Origin of the sequence: Methylobacterium sp. J-090, from assembly GCF_022829345.1 — a bacterium.
Taxonomy (GTDB): Bacteria; Pseudomonadota; Alphaproteobacteria; order Rhizobiales; family Beijerinckiaceae; genus Methylobacterium.
Genome location: NZ_JAKSXV010000106.1, coordinates 49,788 through 69,561, shown reverse-complemented (window position 1 = coordinate 69,561; position 19,774 = coordinate 49,788). Strand labels below are relative to the sequence as shown.

Below are 19,774 nucleotides of genomic sequence, written 5' to 3'. Positions count from 1 at the left end.
GCCCCGCGCATGATCGAAGCGGTGGCTGGATCAGACAAGCCCGCCCGGCGTCCGAGCGAAGCCCGAATCCGCCCCCGAAGGGATCGAACGCCGCCGCGCGGGCCTGCCAAGACAGCCGCGGTCCCGGTCGGGCGGAAGCGAGATCACACCGGTTCGGCCGCGGCGAAGTTCTCGGTGATGATCGGGGTCCTGGCGCGGATATGGGCGCGCATGAGAACCGCGAACGCTTCGCCGTCGCGGGCGCGCAGGAGTTCGATCATCCGCTCGTGCTCGGAGACCGCCCGGGCCCATTGCTCCGCCGTCTGGTGGACGGCGTAGCGCGAGCGCTGGATGCGGCCCGACAGGCTGGCGTAGATCCCCCCCAGGGTCGCGTTGCGGCTCGCCGCCATGATCGCGTCGTGGATCGCGCGGTTGAGGCCGAAATACGCCCCCTCCTCCCCGGCCTTCCAGGCGGCGACCATGGCGAGGTGGTCGCGCTCGATCCCGGCGATCTCCTCGTCGGTGATGTGGCGGCAGGCGAGATCGGCGGCCGTGGCCTCCAGCCCGGCGATGACCTCGATCATCTCCTCGATCTCGGATTGCGACAGGCTCGCCACCCGGGCGCCGCGATTGGGCAGGAGTTCGAGCAGACCTTCCGTCGCCAGGATCTTGATCGCCTCGCGCAGAGGCGTGCGTGAGATGCCGAAGCGCTCGGTCAGCTCGCCCTCGTTGATGCGGGCCCGCGGTTCGAGTTCGCCGGACCGGATGAGATCACGCATCCGATCGACGACTTCGTCGTGAAGGTAGCGCCGGTTGATGCCGATGCCCGGCTCGATCTTGTTCATCGGTCAACAATTCTGAAAATTCGCGGGTCCTATACTTCCTGTGTAGGAGTCGACCGCGCGGGTGTCGAGGGACAGCCTCCAGCAAGCAGTCGGCTGTCCAGTCCCGTCAACGCACTTCTTCGTGCCAGGTGCGTCCGTCCCGCTCGATGAGCGCGATGGCGGCGGTGGGTCCCCAGCTTCCGGCCGGATAGGGCCGGGGCGGCTCGGGGCGGTCGGCCCAGGCCTTGAGCAGGGAATCGGCCCAGGCCCAGGCGACCTCGACCTCATCGCGGCGCATGAACAGGGTGGCGTTGCCGCGCACCACGTCCATGAGCAGGCGCTCGTAGGCGTCGGGATAGCGCTGCTTGAACGTCTCCTCGAAGGAGATGTCGAGGTTGGTCGGCCTGAGGCGCATGCCGCCGGGGCCGGGGTCCTTCGTCATCACCTCGAGCTTGATCCCCTCCTCCGGCTGGAGGCGGATGACGAGGCGGTTCGGCTCGCGTCCGAACGCTTCTGTGGGGAAGATCGAGAACGGCGAGGCGCGGAACTGCACCACGATCTCGGACAGCTTCTGGGGGAGGCGCTTGCCCGTGCGCAGGTAGAACGGCACCCCGGCCCAGCGCCAGGACTGTACCTCGAGCTTCAAGGCCACGAAGGTCTCCGTGCGGCTCTGGGCGTCGGCACCGAGGTCCGTGCGGTAGCTCTCCACCGGCTGGCCCGAGACGGCGCCGGCGGCGTACTGGCCGCGCACGGTCACGGTCTGGACGTCGTGGGGGGTGATGGGCTTCAGGGCGCGCAGCACCTTCAACTTCTCGTCGCGCACGGAATTGGCGTCGAGGGACAGGGGGCTCTCCATCGCCATGAGGCAGAGGAGCTGGAGCATGTGGTTCTGCACCATGTCGCGCAGCGCCCCCGACGTGTCGTAATACCCCGCCCGGCCCTCGACGCCGACGGTCTCGCCCACCGTGATCTGGACGTGGTCGATGACGTCGGCCGTCCACAGGCGCTCGAAGATGGTGTTGGCGAAGCGCAGGGCCAGCAGGTTCTGGACCGTCTCCTTGCCGAGATAGTGGTCGATCCGGAAGATCTGCTCCTCGGGAAAGACACGTCCGACGGCGTCGTTGATGGCGCGGGCCGATTTCAGGTCCTTACCGATGGGCTTTTCCAGCACCACGCGGGATTTTTCGCCGATGAGCCCGTGGGCGGCCAGATTCTGGCATATGGAGCCGTAGAGGTCGGGCGAGGTGGCCAGATAATACGGCCGCACCTGATCCGGGCGCTCGGCGAGCTTGGCGGCGAGATCCTCCCAGCCGTCGTCGCCGGCCCCGTCCACGGCGACGTAGTCGAGGTGGTCGAGGAAGGCGGCGAGCTTGTCCTCCACCACGTCGCTGCCGGGCACGAAGCGCTTGATGGCGTCGCGGGCCCGCTCGCGGAACGCCTCGGCGCTCATCTCCGAGCGCGAGGCGCCGATGATCCGGCTGGTGCCGGGGATCTGCCCATCCTTGAACCGGTAGTAGAGCGCCGGCAGCAGCTTGCGCGTGGTCAGGTCGCCGGTGGCGCCGAACACGACGCAATCGAAGGAGGCGACGGGGATGATGGTGGCCAAGGGCGGCTCCCGGGGTTCGTTACGTTCGCACGCGATCCGAAGGGCCGGGACAGGCGACCCCGGATCGGCGGCGTCAGGCTTAGACCGCAAGCAAGAGCTTCGCCAGCGGGGTCCCGCTGTGAGTGCTGCCCTTCACCGAACACACCCGTGCCGAATGACGCCCCGGCGGGAGCGGCTCGCGATGTGGCCGGCCATGCCTGTCCCGCCACCGATGACGAGGATCACGCAAAGCCTTTGTGTGATTTCAATCAATCCACATCACGAGGCAGTGCCCGCATCGCGACCGCCCGATGTGTGGGAGGCATCGAACAGACGCAGGAGGGCGAGCGTCGCGGTCGGCAGCATGGTGAAGAGCATCACGATGACGGCGGTCTCACGCAGATCAGCGGCAGACCAGAGGCCTCCGCCCGGATCCGTCACACGCCCGCCGCCATCGGTGAGCCAGGGCGCGATCTGGGAGAAGCCGGCCGCGAGGTAGAGCAGGATCGGCAGGAGCCAAAAGACGCGCGGACGCGAAGAGCTCGGCTCGGCCGGGCGGGCGAACATGGCCAGGGCGATCAGTTGGAAGAACGTCCACGCGGTCAGGAACCATCCGAGGAAGTTCGACAAGGGCACACCGAAGAAGCCGCCGCCCCGGTACCAGACCCACGCCCGCCACAGGGTCGCGTTCGGCGGGTCCATCACGAGATCCCATTGCACCGTGGCGAAGGCGGCCACGATAGGAATTGCCAAGAGGCTGAATCGATCGTTCGGTCGCATGCCGCTGCGGCCGAGAATCAAGCAGGCCATCACCCAACTCGGATAGCCGATTCCGAAATAGAGTGGGCCGACGATGATCGGGATCGCACCGACATGTGGCAGATCGGGTGCGACGAGAAACGCGTACTGGCCGAATGGAAAGCCCGTGGCGACACCGAGATTCTCTATTCCGAAGGTGACCGTGACGCATAAGCCGAAGAAAATGCCGGCTTCGACCAGTCCGTAGGCGAGGACGGCATGGACGACGAGGACGGCGATCGACAGAGCGGCAAGGCCCTGTGCGGCCGGGCTCGGACGACCGGAGACGAGAACGACCGCCAGGAGAAGCCCGGCGAAGCCGACGCCCCCGATCCCCCTCAGGACGGTGGCCCTACCCGGAGGCCGGAACCACTCCGCAGACGCCTCCATGTTCCGATGCATTCCCCCTCCCGCGCTGGCTCGCCCTGCCGCGATGGCGCAGCGAGCCCGAAGGATAAGCTTGACTTGAAAGGCGAACAAGGGTGACGGGAACGGACTTTATCAAGTACATCCGATTCATGACCGACTAAGGCCTCATCCCTCCATGTATTGCTTGAACGGCTCCGAAAACGCCGGGTGCCAGCGCGACAGGGCCGGGCGGTTCTCGATGAGGTCGCCGGCGGCCCAGGCGATGCGGCGCTCGTCCTGTGCCCGCGTGGTCTCGTTGTCGGGACACAGGATGTAGAAATCACCCCGCGCCATGCCGTCGAGGAGGAAATCGACGGTCTCCTCCGGCGTCCAAGCGCCGTCCGGCTTCGTCTCCACGCCACGCGCCTTGGTGAGACCGGTGTAGACGAAGCCCGGGATGAGGAGGTGGGCGCTCACTCGTGCCCCTTCGCGGCCGCGAAGGTCGTGGGCGAGCGCCTCCGTCACCGCCTTCACCCCCGCCTTCGAGACGTTGTAGGGCGTGTTGCCCGGCGGCGTGGTGATGCCCTGCTTCGAGCCGGTGACGATGATCGCACCCGGTTCGCACCCGTCGATTATCGCCGGTGCGAAGGCGTGGACGCCGTTGATCACGCCCCAGAGGTTGGTGTCGAGGATGCGGCGCCAGGTGTCGGCGTCGGAGAAGAGTTTTCCGCCGGACTCGATGCCGGCATTGAGCATCAGAACAGCGGGCGGCCCGTCGGCACAGGCCGCGTCGCGCAGGGCCTCCATAGCGTCGCGATTCCCCACATCCGTGGGCAGCGCACGCACCGTCCCGTCCCCGGCGGCGGTCACGGTCGCGCGTGCCCGATCGAGGGCGTCTCCGGGCAGATCGGCGAGCCACACGTTCATGCCCTCGGCGGCGAACCGCGTGGCGGCGGCGAGGCCGATGCCGCTCGCGGCGCCCGTGACGACGGCGGTGCGGCCGGCGCGGAGGGCCGGATGGCGGTCGGTCTTTTGGCTCTCGGACATGTGTTCCTCTCCCTGCGGGGCTTCGTACCCGAGGTAGGGCGGGCGGCCCCGGACGGCAGGGGAATGGTAACCAACGCCCCGCATGGTCGGGGACACTTGTCGCTTCGGGGGTCCGCGATGCTTTCGCGCCACACGCTCTTCGTCACCGCCCTGTGCGCGAGCCTGTCACCCATGGCGCTCGCCGCCCGGGCCGAACCGGCCGCGCCCGTGCCGCCGAAGGCCGTGCCGAAGACCGAGGCCCCGAAGGAAACCTCGAAGACCGAGGCCCCGCGCCTCGACCCCCTGGCCGCCTCCGCCCCGGCGACGCCCGCCGTGCAGGCCATCGTGCCGGTGGCGCCCCCCACGGCCGACGCCCTGACCAAGGATGCAACGCCCAAAAAATCGCGCGAACTGCCGCCCCTCGTCGTCGCCCGGGTCTCGGCCGATCCGATGCCGACGCTCACGCCCGCGACCTTCCTCGACACCCTGAAGATGGCCGACCGCTACCAGGCCATGGCCGATGCCGGCGGGTGGGCGAGCCTGCCGCCGGGCCTCGTGGTCAAGCCCGGCGCCCGCGACCCGGCGATTCCCGCCCTGCGCAAGCATCTTGCCCTGGTGGGGGATCTGCCCGCCGACGCGCCCGCGTCGGACGTTCTCGACGCGCCGCTGATCGTGGCGGTCAAAAGCTTCCAGGCCCGGCACGGCCTGCCCGAGACCGGCCTCATCGGTCGCCAGACCGTGGCGGCGCTCAACGTGCCGGCGGGAACCCGCCAGCGCCAGCTCGCGGCGTCCGCCGCCCGGCAGATCGGCTCGACCTTCGCGTTCGGCGACCGCTACGTGGTGGTCAACATCCCGTCCGCCACCGTCGAGGCGGTGGAGCGCGGGGTCGTGGTGCGCCGCTACGTCGCCGTGGTCGGCAAGCCCGACAAGGCGACGCCGCGCATCGAGGCGCGCATCACCGACGTGAACCTCAACCCGACCTGGACCCTGCCGGTCTCCATCATCAAGAAGGAGATCATCCCGAAGATGCGCAAGGACCCCGGCTACCTCGCCCGCGAGCGCATCCGCATCCTCGGCCCCGGCGGCGTGGTCGTCGACCCGACCACCATCGACTGGGCGAGCGAGAAGGCGGCGAACTACACGCTGCGGCAGGATTCCGGCCTCGACAATTCGCTCGGCCAGGTCCGCATCGACATGCCGAACAAGCAGGCGGTCTACATGCACGACACGCCGTCGAAGTCGCTGTTCGCCCGCGAGGTGCGGTTCCATTCCCACGGCTGCGTGCGGGTGGCGAAGGTGAAGGAACTCGCCGGCTGGCTGCTCGAAGGCACGCCCGGGCCTAATGGCAGCGCCTCGACCTGGGGCCCCATGGAGATCGAGAGCCACATCGCCACCAACGAGCGCCTGGACATCAAGCTGCCGAAGCAGATCCCCGTGACCTTCGTGTACCTGACCGGCTACGCGACGCCCGACGGCCGGGCACATTTTCGCGACGACATCTACGGCATCGACAGCCCGATCGCCCCGATGCCGGAGGTGGCGACCACGGGGTCCATCACGCCGCGCCCCGGTGCCAAGCCTGCACCGGCCAAGGTCGCACCGGCCAAGTTTGCGCCGGCCAAGGCCGCATCGGCGAAGCCCGCCCCCGCCCCGGCGGCTGAGTTCGTCCCGCCGGGCCTGATCCCCAACGTCGCCGCCGCGCGGTAGGGGGTCAGCCCTCCTCGCCAGTCGCGGCCGGCGGGGCGAGGCGGTCGCTCAGGGATTGCTCGTACTGGATCAGGTCCTTGCAGCGCTTGAGCGCGCGGTAGAGCTCGCGCTCGGCGACGAACGCGTGGATGTCGCGGATATACGGCTTCATGGTGGGCACCGCCTCCATCAGGGCGTTGGCCTGCCGGATGAAGATGTCCTCGGCCTCGGGCGTCGGCTCGGCGAGGTACAGCACCGTCAGGGTGACGTAGAGGCGCTTGCAGGCCGTGTCGGCCTCGCTCTCGAGGATGATGTCGCTCTCGCGCAGAAAATTCGTCACCGTCTCGATGACGAAGGAGGAGCGGCGCGACCCGTTGCGGATCGCGGTCCCGCCGATCAGCAGGCGCTCGAACGGCTTGAGCTCGATCTTGAGGGGCATGGCGTCTCACGGGTGGCGCGGCTTCGATCCTTCTTCATCGATCATGGTTAACAGACCTTGAAGACGACCCGGACGTGTTCCGGCTAAGTCTTTGATCGAACTGTATTTTGCTCGGATGGGCCGAATTTCGACCGTTTCAGGTGAGAGGGCGTTCATCACGCCGTTTAACGCGATCGCAAGGGGCGGATGGTCCATTGGCGCTGCCTCCAAAAACGGAGGCGCACCGATCAGAATGGATCGAACCTCATGTCCTCCGGCATCACCCTTACCGCGGCGACGCGCCAGAACCTGCTCTCGCTGCAGGGCACCGCCGATCTTCTCACCACAACGCAGAACCGTCTGTCGACGGGCAAGAAGGTCACGTCGGCCCTCGACAACCCGACCAACTTCTTCACCTCGCAGAGCCTGTCGGCCCGCTCGTCGGACCTCGGCGGCCTCCTCGACGGCCTGTCAAACGGTGTGCAGACCATCCAGGCCGCGAACCAGGGCATCACATCCCTGCAGAAGCTGGTCGACTCCGCCAAGTCCACCGCGCAGCAGGCGCTTGCCGACAAGAGCGGCGGCAAGGGCACCATCCTCGGCGGTGTCCCGGCCCAGGCCGCATCCGTGACCGGCACGTCCGCCGTGACCGGCACCCTCGATCTCTCGAGCCTCGCCAAGGACGCCTCCCTCGATATCTCGCTCGATGGTGGCGCGACGAAGAATACGCTGCGCCTCGACTCCTCGACGCTCAAGAGCGTGACCAGCAACACCGGCGCCGTGACGACGGATCAGCTGCTGACGGCCATCAACGGACAGATCGCGGCCAACTCGAACCTCGCCGGCAAGGTGACCGCTTCCATCGGCACGAACGGACGCATCGGCTTCACCACGACCGATACGGGCGCGCAGGCCAAGCTGAGCGTCAACGGTTCGGCCAACGCCACGCAGGATATCGGCTTCGGCAAGCCGGCGACCGCACCGACAGCCGCCAGGGTCGTGGCCGGCGCCGCCCTCGACGCCTCGACCGATTTCTCGAGCGACAAGAGTTCGGTGTTCACGGTCTCGGACGGCAACAAGTCGGTCACCGTGACCCTGAACAAGGACTCGGCGACGGACAGCCTCGGCGGCGTCCTCACGACGCAGGCTGCCGGCCCCCCCAGCACTGCGACGGCGACGCAGGCCGACGTGATCAAGGCCATCAACAAGCAGCTTTCCGACGCGGGATCGACTGTCGTCGCTAAGCTCGGTACCACTGCAGCCGATGGCGCGAGCGCCAACGACAAGATCGTCTTCACATCCCAGGATACCGGTCCTGACGCTCAGATCTCGGTCGCCCCGGTCAGCAACACCGCCATCAACGGTACGAACGGTGGGACGGGCCTGGGCTTCAGCACCTTCACGGCGGCGACGGGTACCGCCGTCGCCGGTGTCACCGGTGGTGCTGCGGGAACCACGACCGGTACCGTCGATCTCGGTGCGACGAACATCGATTTCTCGGGTGGAAAAAGCGCGAACTTCACGGTTACGTCGAACCTCGGTACCTCGACCGTCAAGATCGACGCGCAATCGCTTGCCGGCGGCCCCGGCACGGCCTTGGGCACCAACCCGTCGCGGGCGAACTTTCTCGCTGCGATCAATTCTCAGCTGACGACGGCAGGTGTCACAGCATCCATCACTTCAAATAAGCTCGTCTTCACGCAGAACACAGCAAACACCAGCAGCATTGCAGTTGCTACCACCAATGACACACTCGGCCTGGGCTTTGGAACTTCGGGCGCGACGAGCGGTGCGCTCACCGCCGGAACGGGCCTCGCCGCCACCGCGATTGCGACTGTCGGCACCGATGCGTCCGACGGTTCGTCGAAGGCCTCCGTGACGGGTGCCACGCTTCAAACCTCTTCCCCCGGCAACTATACCGCCGCGACGAAGAAGTTCGACTTCAGCGGTGCGCAGAACGCGGCCTTCACCCTTCAGCTTGGCAACGGAGTCGCGAAGACCATCGCCCTGGATTCGAGCAAGTTTGCCAGCAGCGCAAGTGTGAGCCAGGCCAGCGTCGCCAAGGCGATCAACGATCAGATCGCGGCGGACACGGGACTCAACGGCAAGGTGAGCGCCAGCTTCGTCAACGACAAGCTGACCATCCAGTCGACGGCGTTCGGGTCGGACCAGACACTGACCATCAAGGCCGCCGGAACCACGGATATCGGACTGGGGGTGACGGGTGCCTCTGCGCTCACGAGCGCCGGCACCGACATCGGTGGGGCCAAGGGCACGAGTTCGACGCGCTCCACCCTCGCCACCCAGTACAACAACCTGCTGACCCAGATCACCCAGCAGGCGCAGGACTCGGGCTACAACGGTGTCAACCTGCTGTTCCGCAACGGAGCATCGGCCAACGAGAACACCCTCAAGCTGACGTTCAACGAAAAGGGCACCTCGACCCTCGACATCTCGGGCGTCAAGTTCGATGCCGACGGCCTCGGCCTCAAGACCTCGACGAACAACTTCCAGACCGATGACGAGATTAACACCGCCCTGAGCCAGCTTACCTCAGCGACCTCGTCGCTCCGTGCGCAGTCCTCGACCTTCGGCTCCAACCTCTCGGTGGTGCAGAACCGTCAGGATTTCTCGAAGAACCTGATCAACATCCTCAACACCGGCTCGGCCAACTTGACGAACGCGGACCTCAACGAGGAAGCCGCCAACTCCCAGGCCCTGTCGACCCGCCAGTCCATCGGCATCTCGGCGCTCTCCCTCGCCAACACGGCGCAGCAGGGCATCCTGCAGCTCCTCCGCTGAACGAAGCTCCGCCGGCCTTCGGGCCGGCGGTTCGAACGAAACGAAAGGCCGGGGCGGCTTGCCCCGGCCTTTTCGCGTTCCGGTGCCTGCGCCGCGCATGCGACCGCCCTCGGCCGGGTCCGCCAAGGGCTGTGGGCCAAGGGCGGTCGGTCGAGGGCGGTCGAGTGGAAGGAGACTTCAGGCGGTTCGGTCGAGGGGGTGCTCGGTGGTCGCGCGGGCGGCCGCCGCCTGCTCGGCATAGGCGCGGGCCTTGAGGATCACCGGGTCGGGCAACTGGATGATCACGTCGCCGGAGGCCGGGTCGACCTCCTGGTAGACCACCGTGCGGGTGTCCCGGTCGATGCGGACGCGGGCCTCATTGGGCGTCGCCGCCTCGTCCGTCACGGGCCGGGGCGCGTCGCGCTCCGCCGCCGGATTGCGGATGTCGAGGCGCACCGCAGGCGCGAGGGGCTCCGGCGCGGAAACGGGGGCCACGGGCTGGACCGGAGCCGGACCGGGGCCCGCCCCCCGGAACGCGAGGGTCGCGGTTATGGTCGAGATCGACATCGTACGCCCCTCGCCTCCTTTGATGACAGGATACCATCCAACGCGCGGGGCCTGAATCGAACCTTAAGAAATCACCCTTGCCCACCGGTCCCGGGTTGTGTCGTCAAGGAAACGTTGCGGCGATCCATCGAATCTTAAGGGTCGCGCTGCGCACTCAGATTTCCACCGCCCCGAGGCCCCGGCCGGTGCCGATGCCCTGCGGATCGAAGGCGGCGCTCTTCACCACGGCGAAGACGGGCCGGCCCGGCGCCAGGGCGAGGTCGCGCACGGAGGCTTGCGTGAGGCGGGCGGCCAGCGCCGCGCCACCGCAATCGAGGGTGACGCGCACCGCCCCCTCCCCCAGGGGCGTGAGGTCGCGCACGGTGCCGGCGAGCACGTTGCGGGCGCTGAGGCCCACGGGCACTCGCGTCGCCAACAGCACGTCGCGGGCCGGCACGAGGAGGCGCACGGGCGTGCCGACGGTCCGGTCGAGGCGCGGCACGCTCAAGTCGCCGGCGACGCCGGACAGGTGGGTCAGGCCCGAGGCGGAATCGTGCCCGGCCACCACCATGTCGAGGAGGCTGCCGGACTGCGCCGCATGGTCGGGGCCGAGTTCGCCCCGGCGCAGCAGGGCCTCGGCCGGGCCGGCGGCGGCGACGCGGCCGGCCTCCAGCACCACGAGGGTGTCGGCGAGGCGCGCCACCTCCGACACGGCGTGACTGACATACACGATGGGGATGCCGGCCCCGTCGCGCAGGCGCTCGATGAGGGGGAGGATCTCGGCCTTGCGCGCGGCGTCGAGGGCGGCCAGCGGCTCGTCCATGAGCAGCAGGCGCGGGCGCGACAGCAGCGCCCGGCCGATGGCGACGCGCTGGCCCTCCCCGCCCGACAGGCCGGCGGGACGCCGGGCCAGGAGGTGGCCGATGCCGAGTAAGCCGATCACGTCGTCGAAGGCGAGGCCGGGTGCCTCCTCGCGGCCCCGAGAGAACCGGCGGCCGTAGACGAGGTTCTGCCGCACGCTGAGATGCGGCATCAGCCGCGATTCCTGGAACACCACGCCGATGCGGCGGCGATGGGTGGGCACAGCGATGCGGCGGTCCGTATCGAGCAGGGTCTCGCCGGCGACGGCGATGCGGCCGCGGTCGGGGCGGACCAGCCCGGCGAGGCAATCGATCACCGTGGTCTTGCCCGAGCCCGAGCGCCCGAACAGGGCGGTGAGGCCGGCCGGCGCCCGGAAGGCGACGTCGAGGCGGAAGGCGCCGCGCGTCAGCGAGACGTCGAGGTCGAGGCTCATCCGGCCCCCAGGCGACGGGCGAGGCGCCGGGCCAGGAGTTCGGAGGCGAGCAACGCCGCCATGGACAGGGCGACGGAGATCAGGGTGAGGCGTAAGGCGCCCCCCTCCCCGCCCGGCACTTGGGTCAGGGTGTAGATGGCCGACGGCAGGGTCTGGGTCTCGCCGGGGATGTTCGACACGAAGGTGATGGTGGCGCCGAACTCGCCCATGGCCTTGGCGAAGGCCAGGACGGCGCCGGCGAGCACGCCCGGGAGCGCGAGCGGCAGGGTCACGGTGAGGAAGACCGACCAGGGCGAGGCCCCCAGCGTCGCCGCCGCCTGCTCGACGCGCCGGTCCACGGCCTCGAGGGAGAGGCGCATGGCCCGCACCATCAGGGGAAACCCCATGACGGCGCAGGCGAGCGCCGCCCCGGTCCAGCGGAACGACAGCACGATGCCGATTTCGGCGAGCGCCGCCCCGAAGGTGCCGCGCCGGCCGAAGGCGAGGAGCAGGAGGTAGCCCGTCACCACGGGCGGCAGGATCAGGGGCAGGTGCACGAGCCCGTCGAGGAGACCGCGCCCGGGGAAGCGCTTGCGCGCGAGCAGCCAGGCGACGGCGAGGCCGGGACCGAGGCTCGCCACCGTCGCCACCGCCGCCACCCGCAGGCTCAGGGCGATGGCCGTCCACTCGTCGGGGGTGAGGCCGAGACGGTCCAGGATCGGGTCCAAGATCAGATCAGGACCGGACCGTCAGGCCCGCATCGCCCGTTCGCGCATCCCGTCATGGTCGAGGTCCCGTCGAAACCCATCATCGTCACGGACCCTATCATGACCGGACCTTGCCATGACCGGACCTGGCCATGAATTCTCCGACACCGGGACCGCGCCTCAGGCCGAACGCTCCTCGTCGTCGCGCACAAGAGTTTCGGAACGGTGCAGACGGCTGAGCAGCACGAGCATGGACCCCGGGAGCGGCGCCGTCAGCGTCTCGGCATCGAGAATCCCCTCGCGCCCGCGGGCGAGGCGCCTGCGGGACTTGGACATTTCCGCCATGACCACCGGCGTTCGACCGCCGGGTCTCTTGATTTTCATACGCACACGGGCACCCGCGATGATCGAAACAGTCGGGGAAGCGAGGACAAACGCGGAACCTCGGCCCGCGTTCCGTAAGATTTTCGCGACAGTGGCGAGGCATCGCCCGGGGTGTTAGAGCCCTCGTCCATGCTCGAAGGCCTGCCCCCCCACCGCCCGACCCACGTGCTCCGGCTCCTCACCGACGAGGGGTCGGCCAAGGCGATGACCGACCTCCTCGGCGAGATGTTCGACCCGACGCAGACGGCGGTGGCCGCCTTCGAGGCCGAGGACGGCCGGACCTGGCGCCTGGAGGCCTATTTCGCCGACGCGCCGGACGAGGCCATGGTGCGCGACCTCATCCGGCCCGTGGTCGGCGATCAGGCCGATGTCGCCACCTTCGAGACCATCGACCAGCAGGACTGGGTCCGCGCCTCCCTCGAGGGGCTCAATCCCGTGCGCGCCGGGCGCTTCCTCGTCCACGGCAGCCACGACCGCGACACCGTGCGGGTCAACGATCTCGCCATCGAGATCGAGGCGGCGCTCGCCTTCGGCACCGGCCATCACGGCACCACGCTCGGCTGCCTGCGGGCGCTCGCCGACCGGCTCAAGCGCGGCCGGCCGGCCCACGTCCTCGATGTCGGCACCGGCACCGGCATCCTCGCCTTCGCGGCGGCCAAAGCCCTGCACGCTCCGGTCATCGCCGGCGACCTCGACCCCGAGGCGGTGACGACGGCCATCGGCAATGCCCGCCTCAACGGACTCGGGCCCAACCTGCGGCTCTACCAGGGACCGGGCGTGCGTCACGCCCTGGCCGCCCGGCCGCGCCGGTTCGACGTGGTGTTCGCCAACATCCTGGCCCGGCCGCTGAAAGGTCTCGCCCCCTCCCTGACGGCGGTGGTGGCGGACCACGGAATCCTCATCCTCTCCGGCCTCATCGAGCGCGACGTGCCGGGCGTGCTCTCGACCTACCGCCATCGCGGCTTCCACCTCGCCCGCCACGGGCTCATTGAGGGTTGGGCCACCCTGGTGCTCAAGCGCGGCGGATCGGCCCCCCGCCCCTCGCGCGGATGGTTGCCGCACTGAAGTGGTCGGCGTAACCCTGGCCGCATGACGCGCGCCCGCTTCCAGACCTTCGACGATCCCGGCCACCGCGCGGGGGCCGCCCGCATCGCGGCCCTGCGAAGCGTCCTGGCGGCGCAGGGGCTCGACGGGTTCGTGGTGCCGCGCGCCGACGAGCACCAGTCGGAATACGTCCCCCCCGGCGCCGAGCGCCTCGCCTGGCTCACGGGATTCACCGGCTCGGCCGGCACGGCGGTGATTCTTTCGAAGATCGCCGCCCTGGTGGTGGACGGGCGCTACACCCTCCAGGCCCCGGCCCAGGTCGACACCGCCGTCATCACCCCGGTCCAGCTCGCCGAGACGAACGTCGAGGCGTGGATCGGCGCGAACCTCGAGGCCGGGCAGGTGCTGGGCTACGATCCGTGGCTGCACACGCCGGACGGCGTCGCCCGCCTGGAGCGCGCGGCGCACAAGGCCGGGGGCATTCTGCGGGCCGTCGCGGCCAATCCCGTCGATGCCGTGTGGCGCGAGCGACCCGGCGCGCCGGCCGGTGCGGTGGTCCCCCATCCCCTCGATCTGGCCGGAGAGCCGACCGCCGAGAAAATCGCCCGCCTCCGCGTGGCCCTGGCCAAGGCCGAGTGCGCCGCCTTGGTGATCTCGGACCCGCACAACCTCGCCTGGGCGTTCAACCTGCGCGGCGCGGACGTGGCGCACACGCCCCTGGCTCTCGGCTACGCGCTCCTGCCCTGCGAAGGGCGCCCGACCCTGTTCCTCGCCTCGCCCGACATCGCCCCGGAGCTTCGCGCGGCCCTCGCGCCGCTGGCCGATCTCCGGCCCAAGGCGGATTTCGATGCCGCCCTCGATGGAATCGCGAAAGGCCGAAAAATCCGCCTCGACGCGGCGACGGCGGCCATCGCCCTGAAGGTCCGGATCGAGGCCGCGGGGGGCACGCCCGAGACCGGCCCGGACCCGATCACCGCCCTGAAGGCGGTCAAGAACGACGCCGAGATCGCCGGCACCCGCGCGGCGCATCTTCGCGATGGCGTCGCGGTGGTGCGCTTCCTCGCTTGGCTCGACGGGGCGGACACCCTCACGGAGATCGCCGCCGTCGAGGCCCTGGAGGATTTTCGCGCCGAGGGCGGCCTCCTCAGGGACGTCTCGTTTCCCACCATCTCGGGGAGCGGCCCCAACGGCGCCATCGTGCATTACCGGGTAAGCCACGAGACCGACCGCCGGGTCGAGGCCGGCGAACTCTTCCTCATCGATTCCGGCGCGCAATACGCCGACGGCACCACGGACATCACCCGCACGGTGGCCGTCGGGGCGCCGACGGACCTCATGCGCGACCGCTTCACCCGGGTGCTGAAAGGCCACATCGCCATCGCGCGTGCGGTGTTCCCGAAAGGAACCACGGGGGCACAGATCGACGGCTTTGCCCGCGCCGCCCTGTGGGAAGCCGGCCTCGACTTCGACCACGGCACCGGCCACGGCGTCGGTGCCTTCCTCTCCGTGCACGAGGGCCCGCAACGCATCGCCAAGACCGGCACCGTGCCGCTGGAAGCGGGCATGATCCTCTCGAACGAGCCGGGCTACTACCGGGCGGGAGAATACGGCATCCGCCTCGAGAACCTCGTGCTCGTCGGGCCGCGCGACATCCCCGGGGCCGAGCGCCCCATCCTCGGCTTCGAGACCCTGACGCTCGCGCCGTTCGACCGGCGCCTCATCGTTCCGGAGCTCCTCGGGCCCGCCGAGCGCGCCTGGATCGACGCCTATCACGCCCGGGTCCGCGACACCCTCGGACCCTACCTCGACGCCCCGACGCGGGCCTGGCTCGCCGACGCGACCGCTCCGCTGGCAAGCCCCCCGATCAGCCCCTCCGCCTGACCCCGCGCGGTTGACACCCGCCCGGCCTTCGCCAACACCCCGCTCCGCACCGGGTCACGAAAACCCTGGCGCCCGCGATTGGGATGGACCTTGAGACCGATGACGGTGATGCGCTCCTACCTGGACTTCGAGAAGCCCGTCGCCGAACTCGAGGCGAAGGTCGAGGAACTGAAGGCGGTGGGCGCCCGGGACGGCGCCGTCTCCATCTCCGAGGAGGTCGGGCGCCTCGAAGCCAAGGCGGCCTCCGCCCTGTCGGACATCTACGCCTCCCTCACCCCGTGGCAGAAGACGCAGGTCGCCCGCCACCCGCAGCGGCCGCACTTCGTCGATTACTGCGCCGACCTCGTCACCGAGTTCACGCCGCTGGCCGGCGACCGCGCCTTCGGCGAGGACGCCGCCATCGTCGCCGGCTTCGGCCGGTTCCGGGGCCGGGCCGTCTGCGTGATCGGCCAGGAGAAGGGCCATTCCACCGAGACGCGCCTGCACCACAATTTCGGGATGGCCAAGCCCGAGGGCTACCGCAAGGCCGTGCGCCTGATGGAGATGGCCGACCGGTTCGGCCTCCCCGTCCTGGCCTTCATCGACACCGCCGGGGCGTTCCCGGGCATCGAGGCGGAGGAGCGCGGCCAGGCCGAGGCCATCGCCCGCTCGACGGAAGCCTGCCTCTCCCTCGGCGTGCCCAACGTGGCGCTGGTCATCGGCGAGGGCGGCTCGGGCGGCGCCATCGCGCTTGCCACCGCCAACCGCGTCCTGATGATGGAACACGCCATCTACGGGGTGATCTCGCCGGAAGGCGCCGCCTCGATCCTGTGGCGCGACCAGGGCCGGGCGGCGGACGCCGCCACCGCCATGAAGATCACCGCGCAGGACCTCCTGCGGCTCGGCATCATCGACACCATCGTGCCCGAGGCCACGGGCGGCGCCCATCGCGGCCGTGCCGCCGCCACCGCCGCCGCCGGACAGGCGCTCGCCACGGCTTTGGCCGAGTTCGACGGCCTGTCGGCGGACGACATCCGCGACCGCCGCGCGGCGAAATTCCTGGAGATCGGCCGCAAGCTCTGACGATCCCTGCCCCGATCGATGAGATCGGACGTTTTGCCGCAGGGATTGGGCAGGAACCTTTTAAGGTTTGTCCAGGCGGCTCGTGCCGGATCGCACATGCGACGGTTCACGCGCTCGACCTCGGCCGAGGCGGAAAACCCTTTCGGATCAGCCATTTCAGGACGGCTCCAGGGGCCCCGGCACTTCGGTTCCGCGTTGCGCCCGAACCATGCCCGCGATTCACAGGCCTCCTCGGCCGCCGCGGACGTCGCCTTGCGGTAAGAAGGGGGTAAGTTTAACGGAGCTATTGGGTTGGGGAGTGGCGTTCGACGGGACAAATCCCGCGGAGGCGTATCTTTTGAGAACGGGGTTCCCCATGGCTGTGCGCCCGTCGGCGTTGCGCCCGTCCGTGATCGCCGGCCTCGCCGCGCTCACCATCTCCCTTGGCGCCTGCCAGGACGGATCGACGGGCGGCGGCGTCCCCCTGCGCGCCCTCGCACCCGTGCCACCCAAGACCCTCGCGCTCATGTCGCAGAAGGGCATGGCCCAGAACGACCCCATCCTCATCCGCGCCTACAAGAAGGAAGCGGAGATGGAGGTGTGGAAGCGCGGCACCAACGGACAGTACGCGCTGCTGAAGACATTCCCGATCTGCCGCTGGTCGGGCCAGCTCGGCCCCAAGACCAAGCAGGGCGACCGTCAGGCCCCGGAGGGCTTCTACACGGTGACGCCCGGGCAGATGAACCCGAATTCTTCGTATTATCTCTCGTTCGATACCGGCTATCCCAACGCCTACGACCGGGCCAACAATCGCTCTGGTAATTACATCATGGTGCACGGCACCTGCTCGTCGGCGGGCTGCTTTGCCATGACCGACGAATCCATGGGCGAGATCTACGCGCTCGCACGCGACTCGTTCGCCGGCGGTCAGCGGGCGTTCCAGTTCCAGTCTTATCCGTTCCGGATGACGGCCTCCAACGTCGCCAAGTTCCGCAACGACCCCAACGCGCCGTTCTGGAAGAACCTCAAGGAGGGCTCGGACTATTTCGAGGCCCTGCGCGAGGAGCCGAAGGTGGGCCTGTGCGGCACGCGCTACGTGTTCGGCGGATCGGATGCGGCGGCCGGCTCCTGCACGCCCCGCGTCGAGCCGCAGGTCGCCGAGAAGCGCGACCGCGACAACCGCGAGATCGCCGAGCTCGTCGCCAAGGGGACGCCGGCGACCCGCGTGGTCTACGAGGACGGCAGCCAGAACCCGGTGTTCCGTCCGCAGCCGCCCGCCAACACCCTGGCCTTCGCCAACCTGGTGAAGCCCGAGGAGCCCGAGCAGCCCTACGATCCGAAGGACTACGCCCGCCACCATCTCGGCGAGGTCAGCCGACCCGAGACCATCGCGGCCGCCCGCGAGATCGAAGTCGATGCCAAGGGTCGCCCGGTGATGCTCGCCGCCGCAGATGCGCCGATCCCGACCAAGGCCGCCGCCGTTCAAGCCAACAAGAAGGGTGCGCCCGCCCGGACCACCCTGATGGCGAAGGTCGAGCCGGTGGTTCAGCCCTCGGCCGAGCCGGCCCCGGCGAAACCCGCCCGCGTGATGGTGGCCGACGCCGACGGCGATCCGGCCGCCTACAAGAAGCTGCTCGGCAACCTGTTCAGCAACGGCCCCGCCCCAGCGACGCCGGCCGCCGACGCGGCGACGATCCCGCCCGCCGTCGCCGCCGACCCCGTGCCGACGAAGCTCACGCCCAAGGCGCCCGCCAAGGTCGCCCATTCCGGGCAGATCCACGCGGCGACGACCCAGCCGGCGAAGGGGAAGCCCGGCACCGTCGCCGCCGTCGACGAGAAGGCGGCCAAGCCCGCCGCAAAGCCGCCGGCCCCGGCGACCAAGGCCTCCGCGGCCAAGGATTGATCCCGGATGGATCGCGATCGCTCCCGAGGGAGCGGTCGCGACGCGGTCCCCGCGCGCTACACGCCCACGCTCGCCTGACTCACGAACTTGGTGGTCAGGTAGGCCTCGATGGCCTCCGAGCCGCCCTCGCTGCCATGGCCGGAATCGCCGACTCCGCCGAAGGGCGTCTCTGGCAGGGCCAGGCCGTGGTGGTTGATGCCGACCATGCCGCTATGGACCCGCGCGGCGACCTCCGTCGCCCGGGTCACGGAGCGGGTGTAGGCGTAGGCCGCGAGCCCGTAGGGCAGGCGGTTGGCCTCCGCGAAGGCTTCCTCCTCGTCGGAGAACCGCTGGATCAGGGCGACGGGCCCGAACGGCTCCTCGTTCATGATGCGCGCGTCGAGGGGCGCGTTGCACAGCACGGTGGGAGCGAAGAAGTTGCCGCGGTTGCCGATGCGGTGGCCGCCCGTACGCAACTCCGCGCCCTTGGCGACAGCATCGGCGCAGAGGGATTCCATCGCCTCCAGGCGGCGGGCGTGGATGAGCGGGCCCATGGTCGTCTGAGGATCGAGGCCGTCCCCGACCACGCGCGCCTCGCTGAAGGCCACGAACCCATCGCGGAACCGCTCGTAGACGGACTCGTGCACGAGGAAGCGCGTCGGCGCGACGCAGACCTGGCCGGCGTTGCGGAACTTGTTGGCGCCGAGCACGGCCACCGCCTGCTCGATGTCGGCATCGGCGAAGACGAGGGCCGGGGCGTGGCCGCCGAGTTCCATGGTCGCCCGCTTCATGTGGCGGCCGGCCAGCGCCGCGAGTTCCTTGCCCACGGGGGTCGAGCCCGTGAACGAGATCTTGGCGATGACCGGGTGTGGGATGAGGTACCCCGAGATCGTCGCCGGGTCGCCGTAAACGAGGGAGAGCACGTCGCCCGGCACGCCGGCATCGAGGAAGGCGCGCACGAGTTCGGCGCAGCTCGCCGGCGTGTCCTCGGGCCCCTTCAGGATCACCGAGCAGCCGGTGCAGAGGGCGGCCGAGACCTTGCGCACGGCCTGGTTGATGGGGAAATTCCAAGGGGTGAAGGCCGCAACGGGTCCCACGGGCTGGCGCAGGACCATCTGGACGACGCCGTCGGTGCGGGCCGGAATGATGCGGCCGTAAGCGCGACGGCCCTCTTCCGCGAACCAGTCGATGACGTCGGCCGCCGCCAGGGTCTCCATCCGCGCCTCGGCCAGGGGCTTGCCCTGTTCGAGGGTCATGATGCGGGCGATGGCGTCGGCGCGCTGGCGCAGGAGGTCGGCGGCCCTGCGCATCGTCTTGCCGCGCTCGAACGCCGAGATCTGGCGCCAGGCGGAAAAGCCCCGCGCTGCGGCGGCGAGGGCCTGGTCGAGGTCGGCCCGGGTGGCGACGGCGCAAGTCCCCAGGGTCTCGCCGGTGGCCGGGTTGAGGACCGGCAGGGTGTCGCCCCCGGCGCCCTCGGTCCAGGCACCCGCGATGTGCAGGTTCACGTTCGGATAGGTCATCGTCGGCTCCCGCGCCGTTGGAACTGCGCGGGTTGTCCGCCCTTCGTGCCC

General features: G+C 69.5%; 17 protein-coding genes. 6 read left to right on the top strand and 11 right to left on the bottom strand.

What is annotated here, in order from left to right:
- Positions 1–143: 143 nt before the first annotated feature.
- The 4 genes from MKK49_RS21665 to MKK49_RS21650 all read right to left on the bottom strand — a co-directional run bounded on the left by MKK49_RS21665 (position 144) and on the right by MKK49_RS21650 (position 4,581).
- Positions 144–824, bottom strand: coding sequence for a GntR family transcriptional regulator (locus tag MKK49_RS21665; RefSeq protein ID WP_244031948.1), 681 nt, complete (start codon positions 822–824; stop codon positions 144–146).
- Between the two features lie 106 nt (positions 825–930).
- Entirely contained in the window at positions 931–2,409 is a 1,479-nt protein-coding gene (gene zwf, locus MKK49_RS21660) for a glucose-6-phosphate dehydrogenase (protein ID WP_244031947.1), read from the bottom strand.
- A gap of 258 nt (positions 2,410–2,667) precedes the next feature.
- On the bottom strand, positions 2,668–3,576 hold the full coding sequence (locus tag MKK49_RS21655) for a carotenoid biosynthesis protein (RefSeq protein WP_244031946.1): 909 nt from the start codon (positions 3,574–3,576) through the stop codon (positions 2,668–2,670).
- A gap of 144 nt (positions 3,577–3,720) precedes the next feature.
- The gene (locus MKK49_RS21650) at positions 3,721–4,581 is read right to left on the bottom strand and encodes an SDR family NAD(P)-dependent oxidoreductase (protein ID WP_244031945.1); all 861 of its coding nucleotides are present in this window, start codon (positions 4,579–4,581) and stop codon (positions 3,721–3,723) included.
- 117 nt (positions 4,582–4,698) lie between these two features.
- On the opposite strand from MKK49_RS21650, the gene MKK49_RS21645 reads away from it, so the two are divergent.
- Positions 4,699–6,267 (top strand): murein L,D-transpeptidase, encoded by a 1,569-nt coding sequence (locus MKK49_RS21645; RefSeq protein ID WP_244031944.1) that lies wholly within the window; start codon positions 4,699–4,701, stop codon positions 6,265–6,267.
- 4 nt (positions 6,268–6,271) lie between these two features.
- Here the strand turns inward: MKK49_RS21645 and MKK49_RS21640 are convergent, their stop codons facing one another.
- Both MKK49_RS21640 and MKK49_RS21635 read right to left on the bottom strand, forming a co-directional pair.
- Complete coding sequence (locus tag MKK49_RS21640) at positions 6,272–6,685, bottom strand: flagellar biosynthesis repressor FlbT (protein ID WP_244031943.1); 414 nt, start codon at positions 6,683–6,685, stop codon at positions 6,272–6,274.
- 6 nt (positions 6,686–6,691) lie between these two features.
- On the bottom strand, positions 6,692–6,880 hold the full coding sequence (locus MKK49_RS21635; protein ID WP_244031942.1) for a hypothetical protein: 189 nt from the start codon (positions 6,878–6,880) through the stop codon (positions 6,692–6,694).
- 51 nt (positions 6,881–6,931) lie between these two features.
- Here MKK49_RS21635 and MKK49_RS21630 point away from each other — a divergent pair, with 51 nt between their 5' ends.
- Positions 6,932–9,466, top strand: a complete 2,535-nt coding sequence (locus MKK49_RS21630; protein ID WP_244031941.1) for a flagellin — start codon at positions 6,932–6,934, stop codon at positions 9,464–9,466.
- Between the two features lie 177 nt (positions 9,467–9,643).
- On the opposite strand, the gene MKK49_RS21625 is transcribed toward MKK49_RS21630, so the two are convergent.
- The 4 genes from MKK49_RS21625 to MKK49_RS21610 form a co-directional block, all read right to left on the bottom strand.
- Positions 9,644–10,012, bottom strand: a complete 369-nt coding sequence (locus MKK49_RS21625) for a hypothetical protein (protein WP_244031940.1) — start codon at positions 10,010–10,012, stop codon at positions 9,644–9,646.
- Positions 10,013–10,166: 154 nt separating this feature from the next.
- Complete coding sequence (modC, locus tag MKK49_RS21620) at positions 10,167–11,285, bottom strand: molybdenum ABC transporter ATP-binding protein (RefSeq protein WP_244031939.1); 1,119 nt, start codon at positions 11,283–11,285, stop codon at positions 10,167–10,169.
- A complete protein-coding gene (gene modB, locus MKK49_RS21615; RefSeq protein ID WP_279595696.1) occupies positions 11,282–11,992 on the bottom strand; it encodes a molybdate ABC transporter permease subunit in 711 nt (236 codons plus the stop codon). Before modB ends, modC begins: the two co-directional genes overlap by 4 nt.
- Positions 11,993–12,151: 159 nt before the next feature.
- Positions 12,152–12,307 carry a hypothetical protein gene (locus tag MKK49_RS21610; RefSeq protein WP_244031938.1) on the bottom strand — a complete coding sequence of 52 codons (156 nt, stop codon included), beginning with the start codon at positions 12,305–12,307 and terminating at the stop codon, positions 12,152–12,154.
- A gap of 177 nt (positions 12,308–12,484) precedes the next feature.
- Here MKK49_RS21610 and MKK49_RS21605 point away from each other — a divergent pair, with 177 nt between their 5' ends.
- The 4 genes from MKK49_RS21605 to MKK49_RS21590 all read left to right on the top strand — a co-directional run bounded on the left by MKK49_RS21605 (position 12,485) and on the right by MKK49_RS21590 (position 18,224).
- Positions 12,485–13,420 (top strand): 50S ribosomal protein L11 methyltransferase, encoded by a 936-nt coding sequence (locus MKK49_RS21605; protein WP_244031937.1) that lies wholly within the window; start codon positions 12,485–12,487, stop codon positions 13,418–13,420.
- Positions 13,421–13,444: 24 nt separating this feature from the next.
- Positions 13,445–15,280, top strand: coding sequence for an aminopeptidase P family protein (locus tag MKK49_RS21600; protein ID WP_244031936.1), 1,836 nt, complete (start codon positions 13,445–13,447; stop codon positions 15,278–15,280).
- A 108-nt stretch (positions 15,281–15,388) separates the two neighbouring features.
- Positions 15,389–16,342, top strand: a complete 954-nt coding sequence (locus tag MKK49_RS21595) for an acetyl-CoA carboxylase carboxyltransferase subunit alpha (RefSeq protein WP_244031935.1) — start codon at positions 15,389–15,391, stop codon at positions 16,340–16,342.
- 355 nt (positions 16,343–16,697) lie between these two features.
- Positions 16,698–18,224: a L,D-transpeptidase family protein gene (locus MKK49_RS21590; protein WP_244031934.1), complete on the top strand. Its 1,527-nt coding sequence runs from the start codon at positions 16,698–16,700 to the stop codon at positions 18,222–18,224.
- Positions 18,225–18,280: 56 nt separating this feature from the next.
- Here MKK49_RS21590 and MKK49_RS21585 read toward each other — a convergent pair whose 3' ends face one another.
- Positions 18,281–19,723, bottom strand: a complete 1,443-nt coding sequence (locus MKK49_RS21585; RefSeq protein ID WP_244031933.1) for an NAD-dependent succinate-semialdehyde dehydrogenase — start codon at positions 19,721–19,723, stop codon at positions 18,281–18,283.
- Between the last annotated feature and the right edge of the window lie 51 nt (positions 19,724–19,774).

Bases quoted from the DNA above. Each gene is read 5' to 3' on its own strand.
- MKK49_RS21665 (WP_244031948.1), bottom strand. From the start codon at position 824: ATGAACAAGATCGAGCCGGGCATCGGCATCAACCGGCGCTACCTTCAC.
- MKK49_RS21655 (WP_244031946.1), bottom strand. From the start codon at position 3,576: ATGGAGGCGTCTGCGGAGTGGTTCCGGCCTCCGGGTAGGGCCACCGTC.
- MKK49_RS21650 (WP_244031945.1), bottom strand. From the start codon at position 4,581: ATGTCCGAGAGCCAAAAGACCGACCGCCATCCGGCCCTCCGCGCCGGC.
- MKK49_RS21645 (WP_244031944.1), top strand. From the start codon at position 4,699: ATGCTTTCGCGCCACACGCTCTTCGTCACCGCCCTGTGCGCGAGCCTG.
- MKK49_RS21640 (WP_244031943.1), bottom strand. From the start codon at position 6,685: ATGCCCCTCAAGATCGAGCTCAAGCCGTTCGAGCGCCTGCTGATCGGC.
- MKK49_RS21635 (WP_244031942.1), bottom strand. From the start codon at position 6,880: ATGGACCATCCGCCCCTTGCGATCGCGTTAAACGGCGTGATGAACGCC.
- MKK49_RS21630 (WP_244031941.1), top strand. From the start codon at position 6,932: ATGTCCTCCGGCATCACCCTTACCGCGGCGACGCGCCAGAACCTGCTC.
- MKK49_RS21625 (WP_244031940.1), bottom strand. From the start codon at position 10,012: ATGTCGATCTCGACCATAACCGCGACCCTCGCGTTCCGGGGGGCGGGC.
- modC (WP_244031939.1), bottom strand. From the start codon at position 11,285: ATGAGCCTCGACCTCGACGTCTCGCTGACGCGCGGCGCCTTCCGCCTC.
- MKK49_RS21610 (WP_244031938.1), bottom strand. From the start codon at position 12,307: ATGTCCAAGTCCCGCAGGCGCCTCGCCCGCGGGCGCGAGGGGATTCTC.
- MKK49_RS21605 (WP_244031937.1), top strand. From the start codon at position 12,485: ATGCTCGAAGGCCTGCCCCCCCACCGCCCGACCCACGTGCTCCGGCTC.
- MKK49_RS21600 (WP_244031936.1), top strand. From the start codon at position 13,445: ATGACGCGCGCCCGCTTCCAGACCTTCGACGATCCCGGCCACCGCGCG.
- MKK49_RS21595 (WP_244031935.1), top strand. From the start codon at position 15,389: ATGCGCTCCTACCTGGACTTCGAGAAGCCCGTCGCCGAACTCGAGGCG.
- MKK49_RS21590 (WP_244031934.1), top strand. From the start codon at position 16,698: ATGGCTGTGCGCCCGTCGGCGTTGCGCCCGTCCGTGATCGCCGGCCTC.
- MKK49_RS21585 (WP_244031933.1), bottom strand. From the start codon at position 19,723: ATGACCTATCCGAACGTGAACCTGCACATCGCGGGTGCCTGGACCGAG.